This window comes from Nocardia sp. NPDC050378 (assembly GCF_040655675.1).
GTDB classification, from domain to species: Bacteria; Actinomycetota; Actinomycetes; order Mycobacteriales; family Mycobacteriaceae; genus Nocardia; species Nocardia coubleae.
Genome location: NZ_JBFAKI010000005.1, coordinates 351,979 through 373,809 on the forward strand (window position 1 = coordinate 351,979; position 21,831 = coordinate 373,809).

The window sequence follows — 21,831 nt, forward strand, 5'->3', positions numbered from 1 at the left end:
GGGCGTTTCCTGTGAACGCCGGTCAGCTGGTCAGGTCGTAGACGGTGACGCCGTCGACCTGCTCGGCGGCGAAGTTCGCCGCCACCCAGGCGGCGATCGCATCGTCGCCCCGCGCCCCTGGACCGCCGCCCGCGATGAAGTAGTGGATCCGGCCGTCGGCCACGTACTGCTGGAACAGAGCGAGCGTCGGGAACGGGTCGCTGCCGTTGAACCCGCCCAGCGACATCACCGGCAGTTCGGTGGCCAGCTGGTAGGTGGCGGCGGAGTTCGAGCCGGTGGCCGCCGCGACCCAGGTGTAGTTGTCCGCGTCGTCGGTGAGCAGCGCGATCACCTTGTCACTCACCTGGCTCGCACCACCGAGGAAGCCGCCGCCGTTCGGCACAGTGCTACCGGAAGCACCTCCATCGAGCGCAGTTGTCTCGACCGTCGAGCTCGGAACATTCCGACCGGAATCCTTGCCGGGAGCTCCGTCCGCAGGCACGGTACCGGCCATCGGCGCATCGGCGCGGCCCCCCATTCCTCCTCTACCGTCCGGCATTTCGCCACCGGGCCCGGGCATGCCCCGTCCGCCACGGACTTGCGGGCCCGCACTGGGAATGGATCCGGCGTTGACCGAGGCGATGGTCTCAGCGGTGTAGGCGGCGGGTCCGCTCAGCGCGACGGTCCCGGCGAGCAGCGCCGCGAACGCCGACCGTTTCGGTGCGGGCGGCAACAGCAGCGCGAACACCGCGCCGAGGCCGCCGACCAGGATCACCCATCGCAGCCAGGGCACGAAATCGCTGGTGCGCGAGAGCAGTACCCAGGCGGTGGCCGTGGTCACGCCCATCGTCGCGGCGGCGCATATGCGAGCCGTCATCCGGTCGCGATGCTGCCAGAGCAGGACAGCGCCGATCGCGGTCAGCGCTGCGACCGCGGGTGCGAGGGCGACCGTGTAGTACTGGTGGAAGATCCCCTTCATGAAGCTGAAGACCAGCCCGGTCACGAGCAGCCAACCGCCCCAGAGCATTACCGATGCCCGTGGCATATCTGTGCGCGGTACACGGCCGTAGCAGATCAGGGCCACGACGGTGAGGATCAGCGCGGCAGGCAGCAGCCACGCGATCTGCCCGCCCTGAGCGGAATCGAACAAGCGGGTGATGCCGGTCTGCCCCCACATGCCGTTGCCACCGGCGGGGAGTTCACCACCGGGGCCGACGCTGCCCGTCTCGTCACCACTGAGCCGACCGAGACCGTTGTAGCCGAGGGTCAGCTCGATGATCGAATTGTTCTGGGAGCCACCGAAGTACGGTCTCGAGTCCACCGGCCACAGCTGGGCGATCAGCACCCACCAGCCCGCACCCACCACCATCGCCACACCGGCGGCGAACAGTTGCAGCAGCCGGGTACCCAGCTTCGGCGGCCCCGCGAACAGGTACACCAGAGCCAGCGCCGGGAGAACGAGCAACACCTGTAGCTGCTTGGCCAGGAAGCCGAATCCCATGAACAGCCCACACAGCACCAGCCAGCGCCAACGCCCGGATTCGGTGGCGCGCAACATGGCCCAGGCCGCGGCGATCATCAGGAACACCAGCAGTGCATCGGGGTTGTTGAAGCGGAACATCAACGCGGCCACCGGAGTCAGGGCAAGGACCAGACCGGCGAGCAGACCGGCCGTCGCACCGTGGTAGCGGCGAACCGTCGCCCACAACAGCGCCACCGACGCGACACCGAGCAGCACCTGCGGTGCCAGCATGCTCCAGCTGCTGAATCCGAATACCCGCGCCGACAATTCCATCGGCCACAGCGCGGCCGGTGTCTTGTCGACCGTGATCGCGTTCGCCGCGTCCGACGATCCGAAGAAGAACGCCTTCCACGACACCGAGCCGGCCTGCACGGCGGCGGCGTAGAACGAGTTGGCCCAGCCGCCGGCGGTCAGGTTGCACAGGTAGGCCACCGCGGTGCCGATCAGCAGCGCGGCGAGAGGGGGGAACTCCCATCGTGGTCGGGTCGAGAGGTTGTCGACTACCGGTTCGGCCGCCGGCTTCGTCATCAGCGCGGTCATCGGCGATCACCCGCACCACGGAACACCCAGCGCAGCCCGACGAAACGAGCAAGCGTGGCCACGCAATTCGCGACGACCAGCACAGCCAGCTCGACCTGCACCGACGCGCCCACCGCCCACCGATGCAGCGCGAACAACGACCCACTGGTGATCAGGAGACCGAACAGGAAGATCAGCAGCCCCTGAACATGGTGCGCCGCACGCCTTCGCGGGTCACGGATGCCGAAGGTGAAGGCGCGGTTGGTCGCGGTGTTCGCCACCGCGGTCACCAGCAGGGCGAGCAGATTCGCCGCCTGCGCACCGACGGCCGGTTGCATCAGCAGATACAGCACCACATAGGCCAGAGTCGACAGCACACCGACGAAGGCGAAACGCACCAGCTGCCCCACCATGCCCACCGGCACACCGGGGACCAGTGGTTCTCGCCCGATCGCGGCCCGCAGCTCCGCGACCGGCAGGCGCCCGCTCACCATCTCCCGGCCGACCCGCCACATCCCCAGCAGATCCTTGCGCGCGGTGTCGACGATGTCGACGCGGCTGTCGGGATCATCGATCCAGTCGACGGGCACCTCGTGGATGCGCAGCCCCGCCCGCTCGGCGAGCACGAGCACCTCGGTGTCGAAGAACCATTCACGATCGCGCACCAATGGCAGCAGCTCGCGGGCCACCTCGGCACGCATCGCCTTGAAGCCGCATTGAGCGTCGGAGAACCGCACCTGCAGGCAGGTGCGCAGCAGCAGGTTGTAGCTGCGCGAGATCAGCTCTCGTTTCGGTCCGCGCACCACCCGGGCCGACGTGGCGAGCCGGGAACCGATCGCGATGTCGGAATGCCCCGACATCAGCGGCGCGACGAGCGGCAGCAGGGCGTTGAGATCGGTCGACAGGTCGACATCCATATAGGCGACCACCTGGGCATCGGAGCCGCTCCACACCGAGTGCAGCGCCCGTCCCCGGCCCTTGCGGTCCAGGTGCACCACCCGCACGCCGTCGAGTTCGGCGGCCAGGTGTTCGGCGATCAACAGCGTGTTGTCGGTGGAGGCGTTGTCGGCGATGGTGATGCGTGCGCTGAACGGGAAGCCGTCACGCAGGAAGGCGTGCAGCCTGCGCACGCAGTCGGCCAGGTCGTTTTCCTCGTTGTGGACCGGGACGACCACGTCCACCCCGGGGGCGGTGATCACCTCGGCCACGGTTGCCGCCCAGGTGGCGGTCTCTGTGTCGGTCATGACACCGACAGTGATCGGCGAAACTGGCGCAGACCTGCGTCTGACCTGGGAAGTTCCTGGAAGCTCGCGTGTGGCCCCCGGCGAATGGCCAGGAGTGCCCGGAATCGGAGGGTTCAACCATCACGATCAGGGGTACAGAGAGCTGGATACCGCTCGCCGACCGGCGCGCGGGGCGTCAGACGGCGTTTTCACATACTGGGAGAACACAGTGCTGAAGTTGATCGAGCTCATCAAGGGAACCGGCGCGGCCGAGGACGCCGAGGGAGCACCCCGGTCCGCCGGTCACCTGCGCGCCGGTGACATCGTGCTCACCGCCAAGCGCAGCTACCGGGTGGTGAGCACCAGCTTCGCCGACGACGCGCGCCGGGCCGGTCGTGTGGTCGCCGACACCGTCGACCTGGTCACCGGGCGGCTGCGCGTCCTCGACTACCCCAGCGCCGACACGGTGGTCACGGTCAAGACGGCCTGACCGCTCACACCGGGCGGTGCCGGATACCGCGCGTTCCGAACCCTCGGGTGTGCGCTCCCTCGGTGGGTACGGCTTCGTCCTCCACCACGCGAGCCCGATCGTCGCCGACGACGCGGGTGCGTTCGGCGAAGGCGATGTCCCGGGTGCTGCGCACCGACAGCCTGCCCAACGAGCTCGCGGCGAAGAACAGGATCAGCGCGCCGAGCCCGTAGAAGAACGTCAGCTGCAGCAGTGCGCGCTTGACGTCCGAGCCGGCCACGGGTTCACCCATGTCCCCGAGCCGGAACCAGGCGGCCAGGAACGGTCCGATCACGAACCACGCGCCCGCCGCGACACCGAGCCAGGCGCCGAAGCCGGCGACCACCCGATTGCGGCTCATCAGCATGAGCAGGCCGCCCACGATGGCGACCACGCCGGGCAGCACCTGCAGCCAGCCACGCGCCGTCGTCCAGACCCACGGTTCGTCCGGGGTGTAGGCGAAATCGAAATACGGACCGATGAACGGTATGAGCGCGCCCCAGATACCGAGCAGCAGCACTGCCAGACCGCCCAGCGCGCCGCGACTGCGCGGGATGTGCACCCTACCGCCGCGCCCGGCCGCGCCCTTCTCGTCGACATTCACCATGACGCCTCCCATCATCGACAACAGAGGTGGGTGGCGTGTACCCCGCGCCGGACCGAATACGCACGCACCCGGCAATCACTACCCCGGATACGACGATGGGCACCGACCCGCCGGATCGGTGCCCACCTGTGACGATCACGCTAGGCGTTGATCGTCACCGCGTCGTCGGCGATCGAGTAGCTGATCGATCCGTTCTCGAAGTGGCTGATCTTGCCACCTTCGATGTCCTGCTCGTCGGAGGTCGGGTAGCCGAGACGGCCGCCCGCGCCACCCTCGGCTTCCCACGCCTGACGGATCGCGCCGTAGACGGTCTTGGCTCCGGTGGGCAGCTTGAAGTAGATGACGCCGCCGGTGAACTCCTGGTACTTGCCGCCGCCCGGGGCGTCCAGTTCAGCCGAGATCGGCTCACCGAGGGGGCTCGACGCGCCACCGGCCTCGTTGTAGTGGTCGCCGATCGCTCCCGTGGCCTCGAATCCCATGAATCCAATTCCTTTCACACAGACAATCATTGGCAAAGCAGCCGCTAAGTTACCGCATCACGACCGTTTTTGGGGAAGACTCGTGTGAAGACACGACTTCGACACGAAACGTGCTGCCGTCGGCAACTTGTCAGCATCGTGCTCGTCACATCCTGGCTACCCCAACGACATCAACGCGCCACCGCCGCCGAACCGAACGAATACGCCGGTGTATCCGCATGGTCGAGCTCGGTACCGCTTGATGTTTCTTCTACGCCGTGGCCTTCGAGCACCCGCACGATCAGCGGGCCGGTGGGACATCTCGTCCCTGCCACCGCACCACCGTAACCGCCGTGGCGCGAAAATGGTGAGACATCTTGCGGCCGAACATTTCTCGTGTCGCGGATCGGTGCCTCCCGAGGGGGCTTTCACCGTGTTCAACCGATCGATTCGTGCGCTACCTGCGCGGTTCAGCTGCGCGCCATGCCGACGCCGGGCAGCGGCGATACGGTGCCGGGCCCGGAGATGATGTCCAGCAAGGGAGTCGAGTGGAACGGCGTGGCGACGGGATCAGCCGACGCAGGGTGCTGTGGGGTGCGGGCGCGGCGGTGGCGCTCACCGCCCTGGCCCAGCCGACCAGGACCGCGGCGATCACGCGCGGCGCCGCGGCGGTGCCCGGGGAGTGCGGACGGCGGGCCGAGCTGGCCGAGCGCGCGATCGTCACGCGGCATGTGCGATCACTGTGGGGATTGCCGCAGCGGCAGCTCGGCACGCTGGTCTGGCCCGCGTCGCTCACCGATCAGTCGTTCGGCCGCTGGTGCTATTGGTGGCAGGCCCACCTCGTCGATTGTGCGATCGACGCCGCCCAGCGCGCCCGCACACCCGAGCGGGTCGACCGGGTGGTCGCGCTGGCCCGCGGCATCCGGACCCGCAATGTCACCGGGTGGACGAACCGGTACTACGACGACATGGCGTGGTTGCTGATCGCGCTCGAACGTGCGCACCGGTTGCTCGATGTGCGGTTCGACGACGCGCTCGCCGACCTGCGCTCCGCGGTGGTCGGCGGCTGGAATCCGGTGCTCGGCGCGGTGCCGTGGCGCTCCGGCGACGACTTCTACAACACGCCCGCGATCGGGCCGACAGGTATCGCCCTGGCCCGGCTCGGCGATCTTCCCCGCGCCGTGCGGCTCGCGGACTTCCTGCACACCCGGCTGCGTGATGCCGCCAGTGGGCTGGTTCTCGACGGTGTGCACGAGCCGGGCGGCTCGATGGACCGCACGGTGCACACCTACTGCCAGGGTGTCGCGATCGGACTCGATACCGAATTGTTCTTGCGGACAGGTGAATCCGGGTACCGCGAGCGTGCGCGGGAGCTGGTGCGTGCGGTCGGTGAACTCCTCACCGACAACGGAGTGATCAACGGTGCCACCGGTGACGACTCCGGATTGTTCATGGGTATCCTCGCGCGCTATCTCACCGAAACAGCACTGGCGCTCGGTGATACGACCGCGGCGGGGATCGTGCATGCGTCCGCACGGGCGGCGTGGGAACATCGCGCCGAGGTCGACGGGCTGCCGCTGTTCGGATCGGACTGGTCTCGTCCGGTCGCGCTGTCTGCCGGGCTGAGCCGGCTCGGCGACCCGGCAGCCGAACCACCCCAGGACCTCTCGATCCAGCTGAGCGGATGGATGCTGCTGGAAGCGGATTGCCGATTGACAGCTGCCGGGTTCTGAGAACTCCTCGCGCGCAACACCTGTCAGGAGTGGAATCGCAGTTGCCGCCTACCCGCTTCTCACCCAGGATGGTGGCGATGACGATCGAATTGAACGAAGCTCGTGCGTTGCTCGCCCAGGGGGATCTCGGCGGGTCCGTGCGTTCTCTGCGGCCGGTCGCCGAGCAGCTTCCGCTCCCCGAACTCGTGACCTTCCTGATCGAGCTGGCCGACGCCGCCGTGCTGGAGCCGCTGGCGGTCAGCGCGCGGGCGGCCCTGCCCGACGCCACCGATGCACGCGCGCTCACGATGCTCGGCTACGACTGTGTGGAGTACGGCCTGTCGTTCGCCGCGATTCCGGTTCTGCACGAAGCGTTGCGGGTGGATTCCACTGTGCGCCAGGCGCTGGCGGAGCTGGTCGCCGCACTGGAGGACGAACACCGCCATGCCGAAGCCGTCGAGGTGCTGGGGCGGTATGGCTCGAGCCCACGCGAATGGGCGGAACACTATCTGCTGGTATACAACTCGATCCTGGCGGGTGATCCGGCGACTGCCCGCGCCGAGTTCGCCGACCTGCCCGAACCCGACGACGACTGGGTGTTCGCCCGTGACCGGGTGAGCCGCATGCTGATTCGCGCCGATCGTGCGTCCGCCGTGCGCACCCTGGACAATCGGGATCTGCGCGGCTGGCAGTTCACCCTCACCGGCGGCTACCTGGCGACGATGTCGCCGTACGGATTCGACGCCGGGATGACCGGGCGCTGGGCCTATCTGGGCGACAACGCCGCCCTGTGCCGATACAGCATCCACCGCGTTGGGCTCGCGCTGTCGGCGGCCGGCCGTGCGCCACGTACGGTCTCGTTGCTCCCCGATCGGGCGGACCGCATCATCGGTCTCGCCACGGCGCGTGTCCTCGACCTCCCCACCCAGGCGTACGAGCCCGGCACCCCCGACACCCTCGTCGTCGCCTACGACCTGCGCACCGTCGACCCCGACCTCATCGTCACCCTGCACGAGCGCATCCCTGGTCAGATCCTGTTCGAACACGCCACGTGCTGGACCCAGCCTCCGCCGGTCACGGCCGACATCATCGGCCTGCTCCACCAGACGGTGATCGCGCCCTGGGCACCCACCCAGCGGGTCGGCGAGAACGGTCTCGAACCGGTCCCCGCCGACGACCGCCCCGAATCGGAGATCGCCGCCGAGATCGCCGCCGCCGACCCAACCCCCGACTCCGGAGACGGCGAAACCCCACCCGACCTCGACCCCACCTTCACTGCTTTCGTCACCACCACGGCCGACGCCTGGCTCCTCGGCCCCCGCACCCCCGTCCGCTCCCCCGGCCCCGTCCGCAGCTCCTTCTTCGGCTGAACCGTTACCCGCAGTACTCCAGCCACCACCACCCGTCGCCCAATTCGATGACCGGACACAGCTGATCCCCGAACACCTCGAACGGCTCGGCAGGTGGTTCACCGTCCAGCTGCGCGTAACCGACCGCACCGTCGGGGATCCCGACATAATCGGGCACAAAACGCGCCGTGTGGTTGTCGACGGTCCGCACCACGGCCACCTTGCAATTGGCCGACACCCAGCACAGATGCGTGGGCAGGTCGGTCCCGTAGTAGTCCCGCACACTCAGATCCCTGGCCACCGCCGCGTCGAATGCGGGACGCTCGAGCTGAAACCGCGTCCACACCCGCGCTTCGGGCCAGAGGTAGAACATCACCGGCACACCGATACTCACAACGGCCGCGAGACCGGCGACGACCTGTGGCCATCGCCGTTCCATTTTCGTCGTGCGCCACGCAGCGATCACCGCGACGACCACCACCGCCAACCAGAACGCCGCGAGCAACGGCAGCGCCAGAATCCACAACGCCGTCACGACCCACCCCGAATGCAGGCCAACCACCACCGCCGCGATCATGACGCCGACCCCCACCACCGGCCACACCCACACCCGCTTCGACTCACTCACACCGGAAACCTATCCGGGCGATCCGCCGAAAACATGAGGAGAATGTAGAGATCCGGTGCGTATCCAGGTCCGTCGAGTGCCAGGATCGGTGTATGGCGAACAAAGTAGTCGATCTCGCGTCCACACTGTCGGCGTTTTCGGAGCGATGGTCGCCGAAAGTGGTGGCACGAGTCAACGATTACGAGATCAAGCTGGTGAAGCTCGAGGGTGAGTTCGTGTGGCACAAACACGACGAGACCGATGAGCTGTTCTTCGTCGTCGCGGGCGAACTGACCATTCGGATGCGAGACGGTGACGTCGTGTTGCGGGCGGGGCAGTTGTTCGTGGTGCCGCGAGGGGTCGAGCACTGTCCGGTCGCGGACGGTGAGGTGCACGCGATGTTGATCGAGCCGGCCGGTGTGCGCAATACCGGTGATACGGCGGGTCCACTCACCGCTCGGATGGACGACTCCCTCCTTTGAGAGGTCGTCAGACCTCGGCGGGCTGTCGTTTGCGGGGTCGTTCGTCGACGGCGGTGAACGCCGCGGCGGCGAGGATGAGGATCGCCGAGGCGAGCAGGGCCGCGTCGAGGCCCTGGTGGAAGGCCACCTTGCCCGCGTCCATGACGTCCCTGATGTAGGGCAGGTACTTGAACGGGTTGGCGCCCTCGGGCAGGCGACCGCGTTCCACGGCCTGCACGGCATCGGGCTGCAGGGTGGTCGGCACGCCCAGCTCGGTCATCTTGGCCTTGAGGTCCGCGGACAGGAACGAGCTCACGACCGCGCCGAGGATCGCCACCCCGAACGCGGATCCGACCTGGCGCATCGTATTCGTCACGGCCGCAGCCATTCCCGAGTGCTGCGGTGGTACACCCGTCATCACCGCCGACGTCAACGGCACGACGGCGATCCCGAACCCGATGCCCGCCACCGCCATCGCCGCCGCGATCGTCGGATCGTGCAGTGTTCCGCTCATCGCCTGACGGGTGAGCAGAATGCCACCGGCACCGACCGCACAGCCGAGGATCATCGGCACGCGGGCACCCCGACGCGACACCCAGTACCCGGCGGCCAGCGACCCGATCACGATGGTCGCGGCCATCGGCGCGAAGATCGCGGCCGTGCGCGCGGCCGAATACGACTGCGTCACCTGCAGATACATCGCGGTGAAGAAGAAGATCGAGAAGATCCCGAAGTACACGGCGAACGCGACGACGAGCGCGCTGCGCACCACGGGCATCCGCAGGTACTTCAGGTCGAGCATCGGTGCGCGAGCGCGGGTTTCGACGAAGACGAACGCCACCAGCGCCACGGCACCGAGCGCGAAGAAGCCCAGCACCGACGGGGAGGTGTACCCACGGTCCTGACCGACGGTCGCGGCGTAGATCACCGCGCCGAAGGCGGTGGCACCGAGTACGGCACCCGCCCAGTCGATGGGTTCCGGGCTGGGATCGGAACTCTCCGGAACCGACCACAGCGCCGCGACGAGCGCCACCGCGCCGATCACCAGGTTGAACCAGAAGATCGACCGCCACCCGTACGCGTGCACGAGCACACCGCCGAGAACCGGCCCGGCCGCCAACGCAAGACCCGATACCGCGGCCCACACACCGATCGCCTTCGCGCGGGCCCGGTCGTCAGGGAAGACGTGGCGCAGCACCGACAGGGTCCCCGGCTCCGAGGCCGCCGCACCGAGCCCCATGATCGCCCGCCCGGCGATGAGCATCCCGACGGTGCTCGCCATCGCCGAAACCACCGATCCCGCACAGAAGATCACCAAACCGGCGATCATCACCTTCTTGCGCCCGAACCGGTCACCGAGCGACCCGCCGGCGAGCATCAGCCCGGCGAAAACGACCGTGTAGGAGTTGACCACCCACTGCAGCAGTGTCACATCGGTGCCGAGATCGGTCCGGATCGCGCCGAGCGCGACACTCACCACCGTCGTATCGAGGAAGGTTACGAACACCACCGCCACGACCGCGGCCAATGCCGTCTTCGGCCGAGCCGCGCCTTTGCCCAACGTGATCACGGGCAAAGGTTACTGGCGATCGCGCGACCGCGCCGACCCTCGCTCGGCCCTCAGCGCACGCCGATGGGCTCCAACACACTCAGGACCGGGTCGTAGGCCCAGTTCAGGATTCGGGTGGCGTCTTCACGCGCGACCGCGCTGCTCGTATCGGAACTGTGCAGCACGACCCCGATCAACGGAATGCCCGCGCGCACCGTCTCGAACAGCAGGCAGTGCCCGGCCGCGTTGGTGTTGCCGGTTTTCAGGCCGATGGCACCGGGGTATTCGTGCAGCAGCTTGTTCGTTGTCTCCCAATGATGTTCACGATTGTCGTGGTCGGCGGGGACATGGTGGTCACGCGCGGCGACGATCTCTCGGAACGCGGGCAGTGCCATCGCGCGCACGCCGAGCGCGACGAGCGCGGCCGGGGTGGAGTGCGTGGAATTGTCCGTGGGGTTGGGCAAGCCGCTGGGGTCGGTGAACTGAGTGGCGCCCAAGCCCATCACCCGGGCGGCGTCGTTCATGCGGCCGATGAAACCGGCCTGGCCGGGACCGAAGGACTCGGCGATGGCATAGGCGGCATCGCAACCCGAGGGCAGCAGCAGCGCGTAGAGGAGCTGGCGGGCGGTGAGCACCTCACCCGCGGTGAGTCCGGCGGTGCTGCCGTTGTGCTGGGCACAGTAGGCGCCTGCCTCGGCCGGAACGGTGACCGGTCGTTCGAGGTCGCCGGTGCTGATCGCGACCATGGCGGTCATCACCTTCGCGATACTGGCGATCGGGACCGGTGTGTTCGCCTCGCGCCCCCACAGCACTGTGCCGGTGAATCCGTCGGCGAGCGCCGCTCCCGCGGCCTGCACGCCCTCGGGTCCGCCCGCCCACGGCGCCTCGGCACTCCCGGACGGTGCGGCGCCCGCGACGCCGTGACCAGCCGCGACGACCAGCGCCCCGGCCACAACTGTGTGCAACACCCTGGCAAATGTCGGCATGCGCACAGTCTGGCGCACAAATCCAGCGACCTGCGGGATTTCCGCGCGTCGCGGTGTCTACATCGCGGCGATCACTCCGACGATCACGGCCGCGAACACGGCGACGAGCACCAGCGTGAAGACCACGGCAGCGATCCCGGTGAGCGGGAAGTGGTGGCGGGTGCTCGGTTCCGGCGCCGACAAACCGGAGGTCTGCGGCGAATCCGGCGGAGTGGAGCCGGGCGGTACGCCCCCACCGGGCTCGAGGTCGGGGGTATTGCGCGGGTCGGGATCCATCGAGGTCATGGGGTCACCTGCCTTCCTGACAGCGCACATACCCTGGGTCGGCGTCCTCAATCGCCGCTCAGGCGGGCCTTGGCTCAGGGAAGGGCCAGCTGATGTCCCCACCGGGGATCGACAGCAGGAAGTCGACGCCGAGCGCGTTCGCGGGGGTGTGCGCGCCGAGTGGAGCGGGCCGGGAGTGCAGGGTGATCGCCGCATGCACCATCGAACGCGCGGTGAAGGCGTAGGTGTTGGACACATCGACGGCGAGCGAGAGGCCGCTGCCGTCGGCGCGGTAGACGCGGGCCCAACCGGTGCTGCGAGTGGCGTCGCGGGTCGCCTGATCGGGAACCGGAATCCGGTCGATCACCAGGTCGGTGACGGCACGACCGGCCCCGCTGGCCGTGACGAACCGCAGCGGCGTGCTCAGCGCCCGCACCACCGGCGACAACGGCACGGCGGTGAACGTGGCCACCTCGGTGAGCCCGTAGCCGTGGCCCGCGCTGCACACATCACCCAGGGGCGTACTGGCGACACCGACCGGACGAGCCCGGCCCACATCGATCGTCAGGGCGCGGTGCGCGTGCGGCACGGCGACCAGTTCACCGCCGGAACGCACGAGGTTGCCGCGGGCGATGCCGTCGACCGCCGTGCGCAACGTGCCCCGGCTGAAACCACCACGGCTGATCATCGCCACGTCGGCACCGACCGCATCGGGTACCTCGCCGACCAGGCGGGCGACGAGATGATCGGTCGGGACGATGTCGAATCCGACGCCGGGGATCACGGTGATCCCGGCACGCACCGCGTCGTCGTGGCGGGCGTAGATCGCGGCGAACACCTGCGTCTCCCCGGTCACGTCCAGGTAGTCGGTTCCGCTGCCCAGGCAGGCCGCGAGCATCGGCTCGTAGGTGTGGACGAACGGTCCGGCGCAATGCAGCACGATGTCGACATCGGCGAGTTGCGCGGCGGCGTCGCCGGTGTCGGCGAGGTCGAACGGGCGCGCCGTCAGACCGTGCCGGGCGGCGACCTCACCGACCCGCTCGGCCGAGCGACCCGAGATCAGCGGCCGCAACCCGCGCGAGAGTGCTTCGGCGACAACGAGTTCACCGGTGTATCCGTAGGCGCCGTAGATGAGAACAGTCGGCTCGCCGTCCAGGTGTGACATAGGGGAACACTAAGCGCTCGATCAGCATGTGGTCCAGTTCACTCGATCGCGCTGTCAGGAATTCGGGAGCTGTCTCGTTCAGGGTGTACGCGAACCAGACAGGAGCGAATCATGAAGCACCGCATCGTTGTTCTCGGGGCCGGATACGCCGGGGCCTTCTGCGCCGGTTTCCTCGCCCGCCAGCTGCACGGCGACGACTTCGAGATCACCGTCGTCAATGCCGAACCGGACTTCGTGGAGCGGCTGCGGCTGCATCAGCTCGCCGCCGGCCACGACCTGCCGCATCGTCCGCTGGCCGAGGTCTTCGCCGGCACCGGCATCCGGTTGCGGGTGGCCAGGGTGACCGCCCTCGACGTCGACCGGCGCCGGGTGACCCTCGACGAAGGCGAGCACCTGGGCTACGACACCCTGCTCTACACGCTCGGCAGCACCATCGCCGACCACGGTGTCCCCGGCGTCGCCGAACACGCCTACAACGTGGCCGGACGACCCTCGGCGCTGCGGCTACGCGCCCGCCTCGACGACTTGGACCGGCACGGCGACGTGCTGGTCGTCGGCGGAAACCTCACCGCCATCGAGGCCGCGACGGAGATCGCCGAGGCCCGTCCCGGCCTGCGGGTCACGCTCGCCACCAGCGGCGAGGTGGGCGGTTGGCTCGGGCCGAAAGCGCGCAGGCATCTGCTGCGAGCCTTCGACCGGCTCGGCATCGCCGTGCACGAACACACCCCGGTCGAGCGAGTCGAACAGGGCGCGGTGTTCGCGGCCGACGGCACCGCCTTCGTCTCCGACGCCACGGTCTGGGCGGCCGGATTCGCGGTCCACCCGATCGCCGCCGCCAGTGGACTCGCGGTGGAAACCAACGGGCAGATCACCGCGGATCGCGAGCTGCGGTCGGTATCGCACCCGAATGTGTTCGTCGCGGGCGACAGCGGGTTCGTCATCGGCGGGAACGGTCATCCGCTGCCGATGTCGTGCGCGTCGGCCGGGTTCACCGGGCAGCAGGCCACGGCGACGATCATCGGCGAACTCACCGGACGCGCGATCAAGCGCACCTCGCTGAGCTACGTCGGCAACCACGTGAGCCTCGGACGCAAGGACGCGATCTTCCAGTTCGTCGACGGTGATGCCCGCGCCAAGCCGGGCGCACTGTGTGGCAGGCCGGCCGTCTGGGTGAAGTCGGCCATCGTGGGGACCAGCGGCTGGGCGATCAGCCACCCGACGTTCGGCAAGCTCGACCACCACTTCCGTGCGGCCGCGGGCGCACCGTCGCGCGGGGTGCTCGCCGCCTAGAGTCGTGCTCATGGACACCGCGACCGTCGCGCGTTTCGAGGCCAACCGCAACCGGTTGGCCTCACTCGCGTACCGCCTGCTCGGGTCGGCCGCCGATGCCGAGGACACGGTGCAGGACGCTTTTCTGCGGTGGCAGGCCGCGGATCGCGACCACGTCGAGGTGCCCGAGGCCTGGCTCACCAAGATCGTCACCAATCTGGCTCTGGACCGTCTGCGTTCGGCGAAGGTGCGTCGTGAACGGGCGGTGGGTGCTTGGATGCCCGAGCCGCTGCTCGACGGCGACCCCATGCTCGGGCCAGCCGACACCGCCGAACAACGAGAGTCGGTGACGCTGGCGGTGCTCATGCTGCTCGAACAGCTCACCCCGGTGGAACGCGCGGTGTATGTTCTGCGCGAAGCGTTCTCCTACAGCCATGCCGAGATCGCCGACATTCTCGGCATCAGCGAATCGGCCAGTCAGCAGCACGCGCATCGCGCCAAGCGCCGGATCACCGCCGCCCACAATGGAACCGGCACCGATCACGCGGCGGCGCGACGCATCGTGGAGGCGTTCGTCGCGGCCGCGTCGTCGGGGCGGACCGAACAGCTCGTCGCGCTGCTCACCGCCGATGCCACGGGCACTTCCGACGGCTTGGGCGGCACCGCCCGCAAGCTCGTTCGTTTCACCGGCCCGTCCCGGCTGGCGATCGCCATGCGGGCGGGCTTCCGGCCCGACACGATCAGACGACACCTCGACGGTCGCGTGCCCGATGTCCACGCAGCCCTGGTCAACGGGTGCCCGGCCCTCGTGTTCACGCTCGACGACCGGGTCCTCAGCGTGGCGATCATGGAGATACGCGAAGACCGGATCGCGGGCCTGCGTGCCATCGCCAACCCGGCCCGGTTGGCCCGTTTCGCCCAGCGGTGGCGGCGCACCGACCACGACAGCCCGCTCATCGAGGTCTGGTAGACCCGATAGTGATCTGAGTCACAGAATGTCAGGATCTTCGCCCGTGCGGTGTCTTGTGCTCGAACCCCTCGGAGCGAAGGAGACACCATGGACACCAACCACGTGGTCGTGATCGGCGGCGGATACGCCGGGGTGATGGCGGCCAACCGGCTCAGCTCACGCCAGGATGTGCGGATCACCGTGATCAACCCGCGCCCCGTGTTCGTGCCCCGGCTGCGCCTGCATCAGCTGGTCGGCGGAACCCACGACGCGATCGTCGACTACCGCGACGTCCTGGCCGAGGGTGTCTCGCTGGTCGTCGACAGTGTCACCGGGATCGACGCGGGAGCCCGCCGCGTCGCCCTCGCCGACGGCGCGGACCTCGACTTCGACTACCTCGTCTACGCCGTCGGTAGCGGCACCCCGGAACCGCAGGTACCTGGTGCCGCCGAATTCGCCTATCCCGTCGCCACTTTGGAGGCCGCGCAGCGGTTGCGGTCGGTCCTGTTCGACCGGGCGATGTCGGCGCCGGTGACCGTGGTCGGCGGCGGCCCCACCGGGATCGAGACCGCGACCGAACTCGCCGAACAGGGACGTTCGGTCACCCTGGTCTGCGGCGGCACGCTCGGCCCGTACCTGCACCCCCGAGCCCGGCGAACCGCCCGCAGGTACCTGACGAAACTGGGCGTCGGGCTGCTCGAAGGCCCCGAATCGGTCGTCACCGAGGTGACGAAGACGTCGGTGCGCCTGGCGACCGGAACCGCCCTGCCCAGCGAGATCACCGTCTGGGCAGCGGGGTTCGGCATACCGCGACTGGCGGCACACAGTGGCCTGCGCACCGATACCGTCGGGCGTCTGCTCACCGACGAGACCCTCACCAGCGTCGACGACGACCGGATCGTCGCGGCCGGCGACTCGTCGGCACCCTCGGACCTGCCGTTCCGGATGAGCGCCTATGTGGCCGGTTGCCTCGGCGCACACGCCGCCGACACCATCGCGCACCGCATCGACGGGACCGAACCCACCTCGATCGACCTCGCTTTCCAGGCCATGTGCATCAGCTTCGGCCGCCGAGCGGGCATCTTCCAGCTCGGCCACAAGGACGACACCGCGATGGGCCTCTACTTCACCGGCCCGGCCGGTCGCGCGCTCAAGGAGTTCTCGTGCGCGGCCAGCGTGAAGCATCTGGTCACCGAGGCGAACAAGCCGGGTTCGCACTCCTGGCCGAAGGACGGCAAACACCGCCCGCAGGTGTTGCGCGACCGCCGCGCCGCGATCACCACAGCCTGAGCAACGGACAGGAGAACCGACGATGACCACTCCCGTCGACGCGACGGAAACCTTTGTGCAGCATCGCAAGCTGCTGTTCACGGTGGCCTACGAGATGCTCGGCTCGGCGGCCGACGCCGAGGACGTGCTGCAGGAGACCTGGCTGCGGTGGGTGAAGGCCGACCTGGATGAGGTGGCGGACCGGCGCGCGTATCTGGTGCGCGTCACCACCCGCCAGGCGCTGAACCGGTTGCGCTCGCTCAAGCGGCGACGGGAGTCCTATGTCGGTTCGTGGTTGCCGGAACCGCTGCTCACCGCACCGGACGTCGCCGCCGATGTCGAACTCGCCGACAGCGTGTCGATGGGGTTGATGCTGGTGCTCGAGACGTTGACCCCGACCGAACGCGCGGTGTTCGTGCTGCACGAGGCGTTCGGCATCAGCTACGCCGAGATCGCGGCGGCGGTCGGCAAGTCGCCCGCCGCCGTGCACCAGATCGCCAGTCGCGCCCGTCGGCACGTGGAGGAACGCAGGCCACGGCGCACGGTGAGCGCACAGCAGGCCGAGGCAACGATCGAAGCGTTCCAACGGGCGCTCGAGACCCGTGACCTGCAGGGATTGCTCGACGTTCTCGCACCGGACGTCGTTGCCGTCAGCGACGGGGGCGGGATCAAGCAGGCAAACCCGCGCCCGGTCGTCGGCGCCGACAAGGTGTCGCGCTTCATCGTCGGCGGCCTCACCAAACACGCCGTCGACCTCGTCGTCGAGCCGACGCTGGTCAACGGCGGGCCCGCGCTGGCGGTGTCCATCGACGGCGAGCGCGACGGTGTGCTCGCCGTCCGCGTCGAGGACGACCGGATCACCGGCATCTACTACGTGCGCAACCCACAGAAGCTGACGCACATCGACGCGGCGACCCCGCTCACTCTGCGATGAGTGGCCCGTACGCGTCGCACCCATCCACGACTCCCTTACACACGAATAGTGTGCAGGCGGGCCGGCACCGCACTACCCGCACCACCACTCCCTGGCGCCGGTCCGCCTGCTTTGTGTCGTCACCAGGTGTTTTCATGCACTCGGCCGGGGTAAGCGACTCACGTCAAGCCCTTCTCGGCGAGGAAATGCGATGTCCACCGACGACCGTCCGACCCGGCCGAATCAGGCCGCGAACCTGGCCCGCGCGCACGGCGCCTTCAACGTCGTGGGCGGCGTATGGCCGCTCGTCAGCAGACGCAGCTTCGAGGCGATCTTCGGTTCGAAGTACGACCGCTGGTTGCAGTTCACCGTCGCCGGACTGCTGGCGGGCAACGGTCTCGTACAGCTGACGGCAGCGCGCACACCCGAGGGCCTGGCGAGCGCACGCAGGCTCGGCCTCACCACCGCGGGCTGGTTGCTGGCGATCGACCTGATCTACGTCCCGAAAGGCACGATCCGCAAGACCTACCTTCTCGACGCGGCCATGGAGATCGGCTGGCTAGCCGCCTGGCAGGGGCGTTACGGCAGGATCGAATCGACGTAGCCACCGTCGACGCGCAGGGCTCCGCCGGTGGTCGCCGACGCCAGCGGCGAACTCAGGTAGACGACCATGTTCGCGATTTCCGACGGTTCGATCAGCCGCTGGATCAGCGACTGCGGGCGATGCACGCGCATGAACTCCCGCTGCGCCTGCTCCCACGGCAACGACCGGTCGACCAGCTGGTACACGAATTCCTCCACGCCGCCGGTGTGTGTGGGTCCGGCGATCACCGAATTCACCGTGACCCCGGTCCCCGCGGCGTCTTTGGCGAAGCCACGGGTCACGGCGAGCAGCGCCGTCTTGGACACACCGTAGTGGATCATCTCGGCGGGAGTGACCACGGCGGAATCGCTGGCGATCTGCAGGGCACGACCCCACCCACGCTCGATCATGCCGGGGAGGTACGCCCGGATCAGCCGCACGGCCGACAGCACGTTCACCTCGAAGAACGACCGCCACTGCGCGTCGGTGATCTCGCGCGCGGGCACGGCCTCGAAGATGCCGAGATTGTTCACGAGAACATCCACGCCGGGCAATTCACGTAGCAATCGTGCGACGCCCTCGTCGGTGGTCACATCGGCCGCCACACCGACCGCGTCCCCACCGGTGCCGCGAATGGCGTCGACAGCCGCGTCCACCCGATCGGCCGAGCGTCCGTTCACCACCACCCGCGCGCCCGCGTCGGCGAGCCCCTGCGCGATGGCCACCCCGATGCCCTGGGTGGAGCCGGTGACCAACGCCGTCTTCCCGATCAGATCGATCCGCACGCGCATCACTCCTCACAACGGTCCTACCGGACTCCGACAAGAACGAACGCTGTGTGCACCCTATCGCCGGATCAGCGCGCACGCCGGTCCGGCGGTGGCGGCGCACCCATGTCCTTCAGGCTCGTCTTGGCGGAACCAGACCCCCGCTCCTTCAACCTAATTGAAGAAATCCTGATAACCTTCAAATGCATTGAAGGTTATCAGGATCGGAGTACTCATGGACATCACTCGCCGTAGCGCCTTCGGCGCCGCCGCGTTGACCGGGGCAGCCCTCGCCGCGTCGCACGCGATCGCGTCGGCCCGGCCCGACGCGCTGGTCTTCCCGACCACACCCATCGCCCAGGCAGCGCGTGAACTGATCGACACCGCCGTGGCGACGCCGGTGCGCAATCACAGCTTGCGCGGGTATCTGTTCGCCCGTGCCGTCGCCGCGACGAACGGCCTGCGGGCCGGTGTCGACTACGACGACGAGACCATGTACCTGATCTGCGCGCTGCACGACATCGGGCTGAGCGAGATCGCCAACGGAAATCAGCGGTTCGAGGTGGACGGCGCGGATTTCGCGGCCGAGTTTCTCGAGCGCCACGGCATCACCGACAGCCGGGTCGAGACAGTGTGGGACGCGATCGCCGCGCACACCTCCGGCTTCAGCGACTCACCGGCCTTCCGCAGGCGCAGGCCGGCCGAGATCTGGATCGCGGTAACGGGCATCGGCATCGATATCGGTGGCGGACCGGGTGATCTGCCGCCCGGCTACGCCGATGTCGTCCATGCCGCCTACCCGCGGCTCGGCGGAACTCCCGCGATCACCGCCATCATGGAGGAGCAGATCCTCGCCGACCCCAGGAAGGCGTTTCCGGCCAGCCTGGGGGCCGAGCTCGTGCGCCTGCATCATCCGCAGGTTCCGTTGCCGAACTGGGACGACCTCATGAACTCGAGCGGTTGGCAGGACTGACCCGAGCGTTCAAGCGAGCAGGGCCGCGGCGACGGATTCCCCCGGCGCCGCACCCGGCGGCATGGCGAAGAATCCGCTGCCGGTGTGCTGGATGAGCGGGTTGAGCCGGTCGTTCGCCATGGCGCGCTGTGCCTTCACGAATTGCTCGGGCGGGTTGTTCTGATAGGCGGCGAACAGCAGTCCGACATCGAGTTGGCCGTGGCCGCCGTGACTGTGTTCCGGTGTACCCGGTGCGTGCGAATGTGGTTGGGCGGGTGTCGGATCGGGCGAGCCACCAGCGTTGGCGACCAGCAATCCGTAGTCGTAGTTGTAGCCGCGGCGCAGCATCGGGATGTCGTGCACCAACCGCACATGCGCGTTGTGCGCGATCGCGAGTTCACCGCGCTCGTCCCGGGCGGCCAGATCGACGGTGTCGAATTCCGATGCGCCACCGAGCGGGGCACCGTCACCACGTCGCCGGCCGATGATCTGGTTCTGCTGGGCGACCGGAAGTTGGTCCCACTCGGCGGTTTTCATCCGGATCTTGCGGAAGACCAGGTACGTTCCGCCATGGAACCAGCCGGGTTCGGTGGGCGAGTCGACCCACACCGTGGTATCGAAATCGGTGGTGCCGGTTCGGGGATTAGCGGTGCCGTCTTTGAAGCCGAAGGCATTGCGCGTGGTACCGCCGTCGCCGGGGAGACCGAGGAAGCCGTGCTGAGTCCAGCGCATCCGGGCCAGGCCGGGCATGCGCGCACGCAAGGCTCGAAAAGCGTGGCTGACCAGCTGTGAGTCGTCGGCGCAGATCTGCACCAGCAGATCACCACCACACCAGGCGGGGTTCAGGACCTCGCCGTCGAAGGCCGGTAGCGCGCCGAGGTGGCGGGGACGGCGGTCGGCGAGACCGAACCGCTCGTCGAACACGGCGGCGCCGAGACCGAAGGTCATCGTCAGGCGGGCCGGTTGGAGCCCGGTCGCGAAATCGGTTTCGGCGGTCGTATCCGGTTGGGCGCGTAACGGTTCGGGCATCGGTCGGCCCGTCGTGAGCGCGGCCGACACCGCGGTCCATTCGGTGAGCAGTTCACGCAGCGCACCCCGGTCCGGACGCGCCACATCGCAGGCAAGGAACAGCGCGTGCGATTGCGGACTCGTCGCGATCCCCGCCTGGTGTTCGCCGTGGAACGGCTCGATCACCGCACCGGCGGAATCCGGCTCGGCACCCCGCCCGATCATCGCGCCAGCCGTCGCCGCACCGGCCACCGTGACGGCCCCACCGATCAGGGCTCGCCGCGAGAAACCCGTGGTCGCACCGTGATTACTACGCTCTGTAGTAGCTTTTCGCATGCCCGTAGAGTAGCTCAGCAGGTCGACAGCTTCAACCTACATGAAGGTGCGCTTACGTAAGCCCCAGGGCTGGGTCAGCCGGGTACGTCGGTTTCCTGAAGGGTCCACCAACGCACCGAGTCACGCTCCGGGCGCAGAACCGCGAGCACGCGGCGCCGGGAGACCACACCGGCGTGGTCGTGCGATTCGAGGAAACGCACGACCGTCACGGCATCGTCCGCTGACAGCACTTCGATCTCACTGATGGTGATGCGCAACCCCGGCTGGGCGTTACGCGCCGCTCGCAGTCCAGCCAGCAATTCGTCACGGCGCAGGATCTGTCCCGTGGTGGTCACCATGGAGAACGAAACATCCTGCGCTGCCGCGAAACGGTCGAAAACCGAGTCCGGCGCCTCGCTCCCGAGCCAGGCAGCCAGGTCATCGTGGAGCGCCCGTATCGCACCCTCGAGATCCACACTCAACTCTTCGCCTCTCGCCGCGATGTTTCACTCACGAACCGACCTGTACGACAGATGTTTTCGATCATCCTATGGCCGGATGGTGCGCGCCCACGGCGACAGGCAACTCGGGCAGGCCGAGTACCGGGGCGATATGCGTGTTCGCGTCGTGCTCCCACGTCGTCGCCCACCACAGGTCGAAATGCTCGGCGAGGTCCACCAGCATCCGGCCCTGCACCGGGTTCAGCCACACCCGCAACGGCTTCACCCGCCGCACGGGGACGTCGCGGTGCCGCGCGATCCACGACTGCGGCAGCATCCGGTGCGTCTCGTACCCTTTCAAACGACGCTCCGGCTTCGCGAGATACGGGTTGAGGGGCCCGTCCACATCGAGGTAGAGCAGGGGGCGGCCGACCACAATCCCCCGTTCCCTCGCGAT

The 21,831-nt window shown here is 68.3% G+C and carries 23 protein-coding genes; 10 read left to right on the top strand and 13 right to left on the bottom strand.

What is annotated here, in order from left to right; genetic code table 11:
* Positions 1-22: 22 nt before the first annotated feature.
* Entirely contained in the window at positions 23-2,041 is a 2,019-nt protein-coding gene (locus tag AB0I35_RS14415; RefSeq protein WP_357396338.1) for a glycosyltransferase family 39 protein, read from the bottom strand.
* Positions 2,038-3,264, bottom strand: a complete 1,227-nt coding sequence (locus AB0I35_RS14420) for a glycosyltransferase (RefSeq protein ID WP_357396340.1) — start codon at positions 3,262-3,264, stop codon at positions 2,038-2,040. Before AB0I35_RS14420 ends, AB0I35_RS14415 begins: the two co-directional genes overlap by 4 nt.
* 208 nt (positions 3,265-3,472) lie before the next feature.
* Here AB0I35_RS14420 and AB0I35_RS14425 point away from each other — a divergent pair, with 208 nt between their 5' ends.
* Positions 3,473-3,733, top strand: a complete 261-nt coding sequence (locus AB0I35_RS14425; protein ID WP_357396341.1) for a hypothetical protein — start codon at positions 3,473-3,475, stop codon at positions 3,731-3,733.
* 4 nt (positions 3,734-3,737) lie between these two features.
* On the opposite strand, the gene AB0I35_RS14430 is transcribed toward AB0I35_RS14425, so the two are convergent.
* Together AB0I35_RS14430 and AB0I35_RS14435 are read right to left on the bottom strand one after the other, a co-directional pair.
* Positions 3,738-4,358 (bottom strand): hypothetical protein, encoded by a 621-nt coding sequence (locus AB0I35_RS14430; protein ID WP_357396343.1) that lies wholly within the window; start codon positions 4,356-4,358, stop codon positions 3,738-3,740.
* A 140-nt stretch (positions 4,359-4,498) separates the two neighbouring features.
* Positions 4,499-4,837, bottom strand: coding sequence for a hypothetical protein (locus AB0I35_RS14435; RefSeq protein ID WP_067489573.1), 339 nt, complete (start codon positions 4,835-4,837; stop codon positions 4,499-4,501).
* 527 nt (positions 4,838-5,364) lie between these two features.
* Here AB0I35_RS14435 and AB0I35_RS14440 point away from each other — a divergent pair.
* Positions 5,365-6,549, top strand: coding sequence for a glycoside hydrolase family 76 protein (locus AB0I35_RS14440; RefSeq protein ID WP_357396344.1), 1,185 nt, complete (start codon positions 5,365-5,367; stop codon positions 6,547-6,549).
* Between the two features lie 77 nt (positions 6,550-6,626).
* On the top strand, positions 6,627-7,898 hold the full coding sequence (locus AB0I35_RS14445; protein WP_357396345.1) for a hypothetical protein: 1,272 nt from the start codon (positions 6,627-6,629) through the stop codon (positions 7,896-7,898).
* A 4-nt stretch (positions 7,899-7,902) separates the two neighbouring features.
* Here AB0I35_RS14445 and AB0I35_RS14450 read toward each other — a convergent pair whose 3' ends face one another.
* A complete protein-coding gene (locus AB0I35_RS14450) occupies positions 7,903-8,505 on the bottom strand; it encodes a hypothetical protein (protein ID WP_357396346.1) in 603 nt (200 codons plus the stop codon).
* Positions 8,506-8,597: 92 nt separating this feature from the next.
* On the opposite strand from AB0I35_RS14450, the gene AB0I35_RS14455 reads away from it, so the two are divergent.
* Entirely contained in the window at positions 8,598-8,966 is a 369-nt protein-coding gene (locus AB0I35_RS14455; protein ID WP_357396347.1) for a cupin domain-containing protein, read from the top strand.
* Positions 8,967-8,973: 7 nt separating this feature from the next.
* Here the strand turns inward: AB0I35_RS14455 and AB0I35_RS14460 are convergent, their stop codons facing one another.
* The 4 genes from AB0I35_RS14460 to AB0I35_RS14475 all read right to left on the bottom strand — a co-directional run bounded on the left by AB0I35_RS14460 (position 8,974) and on the right by AB0I35_RS14475 (position 12,909).
* Positions 8,974-10,515: an MFS transporter gene (locus tag AB0I35_RS14460; RefSeq protein ID WP_357396348.1), complete on the bottom strand. Its 1,542-nt coding sequence runs from the start codon at positions 10,513-10,515 to the stop codon at positions 8,974-8,976.
* A 50-nt stretch (positions 10,516-10,565) separates the two neighbouring features.
* Positions 10,566-11,462 (bottom strand): D-alanyl-D-alanine carboxypeptidase, encoded by an 897-nt coding sequence (locus tag AB0I35_RS14465; RefSeq protein WP_357396349.1) that lies wholly within the window; start codon positions 11,460-11,462, stop codon positions 10,566-10,568.
* A gap of 75 nt (positions 11,463-11,537) precedes the next feature.
* Positions 11,538-11,765, bottom strand: coding sequence for a DUF6480 family protein (locus AB0I35_RS14470; RefSeq protein ID WP_357396350.1), 228 nt, complete (start codon positions 11,763-11,765; stop codon positions 11,538-11,540).
* Between the two features lie 58 nt (positions 11,766-11,823).
* On the bottom strand, positions 11,824-12,909 hold the full coding sequence (locus AB0I35_RS14475) for a saccharopine dehydrogenase NADP-binding domain-containing protein (protein WP_357396351.1): 1,086 nt from the start codon (positions 12,907-12,909) through the stop codon (positions 11,824-11,826).
* A gap of 111 nt (positions 12,910-13,020) precedes the next feature.
* Between AB0I35_RS14475 and AB0I35_RS14480 the strand changes: the two genes are divergently transcribed.
* From AB0I35_RS14480 to AB0I35_RS14500, 5 genes are all read left to right on the top strand, one after another.
* Positions 13,021-14,199 (top strand): FAD-dependent oxidoreductase, encoded by a 1,179-nt coding sequence (locus AB0I35_RS14480; protein WP_357396352.1) that lies wholly within the window; start codon positions 13,021-13,023, stop codon positions 14,197-14,199.
* A 10-nt stretch (positions 14,200-14,209) separates the two neighbouring features.
* A complete protein-coding gene (locus AB0I35_RS14485; RefSeq protein WP_357396353.1) occupies positions 14,210-15,148 on the top strand; it encodes a sigma-70 family RNA polymerase sigma factor in 939 nt (312 codons plus the stop codon).
* A gap of 87 nt (positions 15,149-15,235) precedes the next feature.
* Positions 15,236-16,417, top strand: a complete 1,182-nt coding sequence (locus AB0I35_RS14490; protein ID WP_357396354.1) for an FAD-dependent oxidoreductase — start codon at positions 15,236-15,238, stop codon at positions 16,415-16,417.
* A gap of 22 nt (positions 16,418-16,439) precedes the next feature.
* Positions 16,440-17,330 carry an RNA polymerase sigma-70 factor gene (locus AB0I35_RS14495; protein WP_357396355.1) on the top strand — a complete coding sequence of 297 codons (891 nt, stop codon included), beginning with the start codon at positions 16,440-16,442 and terminating at the stop codon, positions 17,328-17,330.
* Between the two features lie 190 nt (positions 17,331-17,520).
* Complete coding sequence (locus tag AB0I35_RS14500) at positions 17,521-17,913, top strand: hypothetical protein (RefSeq protein ID WP_357396356.1); 393 nt, start codon at positions 17,521-17,523, stop codon at positions 17,911-17,913.
* On the opposite strand, the gene AB0I35_RS14505 is transcribed toward AB0I35_RS14500, so the two are convergent.
* Entirely contained in the window at positions 17,889-18,677 is a 789-nt protein-coding gene (locus AB0I35_RS14505; protein WP_357396357.1) for an SDR family oxidoreductase, read from the bottom strand. The two genes, AB0I35_RS14500 and AB0I35_RS14505, sit on opposite strands and share 25 nt — an antisense overlap.
* A gap of 217 nt (positions 18,678-18,894) precedes the next feature.
* Between AB0I35_RS14505 and AB0I35_RS14510 the strand changes: the two genes are divergently transcribed.
* Positions 18,895-19,632 carry an HD domain-containing protein gene (locus tag AB0I35_RS14510; protein ID WP_357396358.1) on the top strand — a complete coding sequence of 246 codons (738 nt, stop codon included), beginning with the start codon at positions 18,895-18,897 and terminating at the stop codon, positions 19,630-19,632.
* Between the two features lie 9 nt (positions 19,633-19,641).
* Here the strand turns inward: AB0I35_RS14510 and AB0I35_RS14515 are convergent, their stop codons facing one another.
* The 3 genes from AB0I35_RS14515 to AB0I35_RS14525 form a co-directional block, all read right to left on the bottom strand.
* Positions 19,642-20,955: a Dyp-type peroxidase gene (locus AB0I35_RS14515; protein ID WP_357396359.1), complete on the bottom strand. Its 1,314-nt coding sequence runs from the start codon at positions 20,953-20,955 to the stop codon at positions 19,642-19,644.
* A 74-nt stretch (positions 20,956-21,029) separates the two neighbouring features.
* Positions 21,030-21,410, bottom strand: a complete 381-nt coding sequence (locus tag AB0I35_RS14520) for a DUF4440 domain-containing protein (protein WP_357396532.1) — start codon at positions 21,408-21,410, stop codon at positions 21,030-21,032.
* 67 nt (positions 21,411-21,477) lie between these two features.
* Entirely contained in the window at positions 21,478-21,810 is a 333-nt protein-coding gene (locus AB0I35_RS14525; protein WP_357396360.1) for a hypothetical protein, read from the bottom strand.
* Positions 21,811-21,831 lie beyond the last annotated feature (21 nt).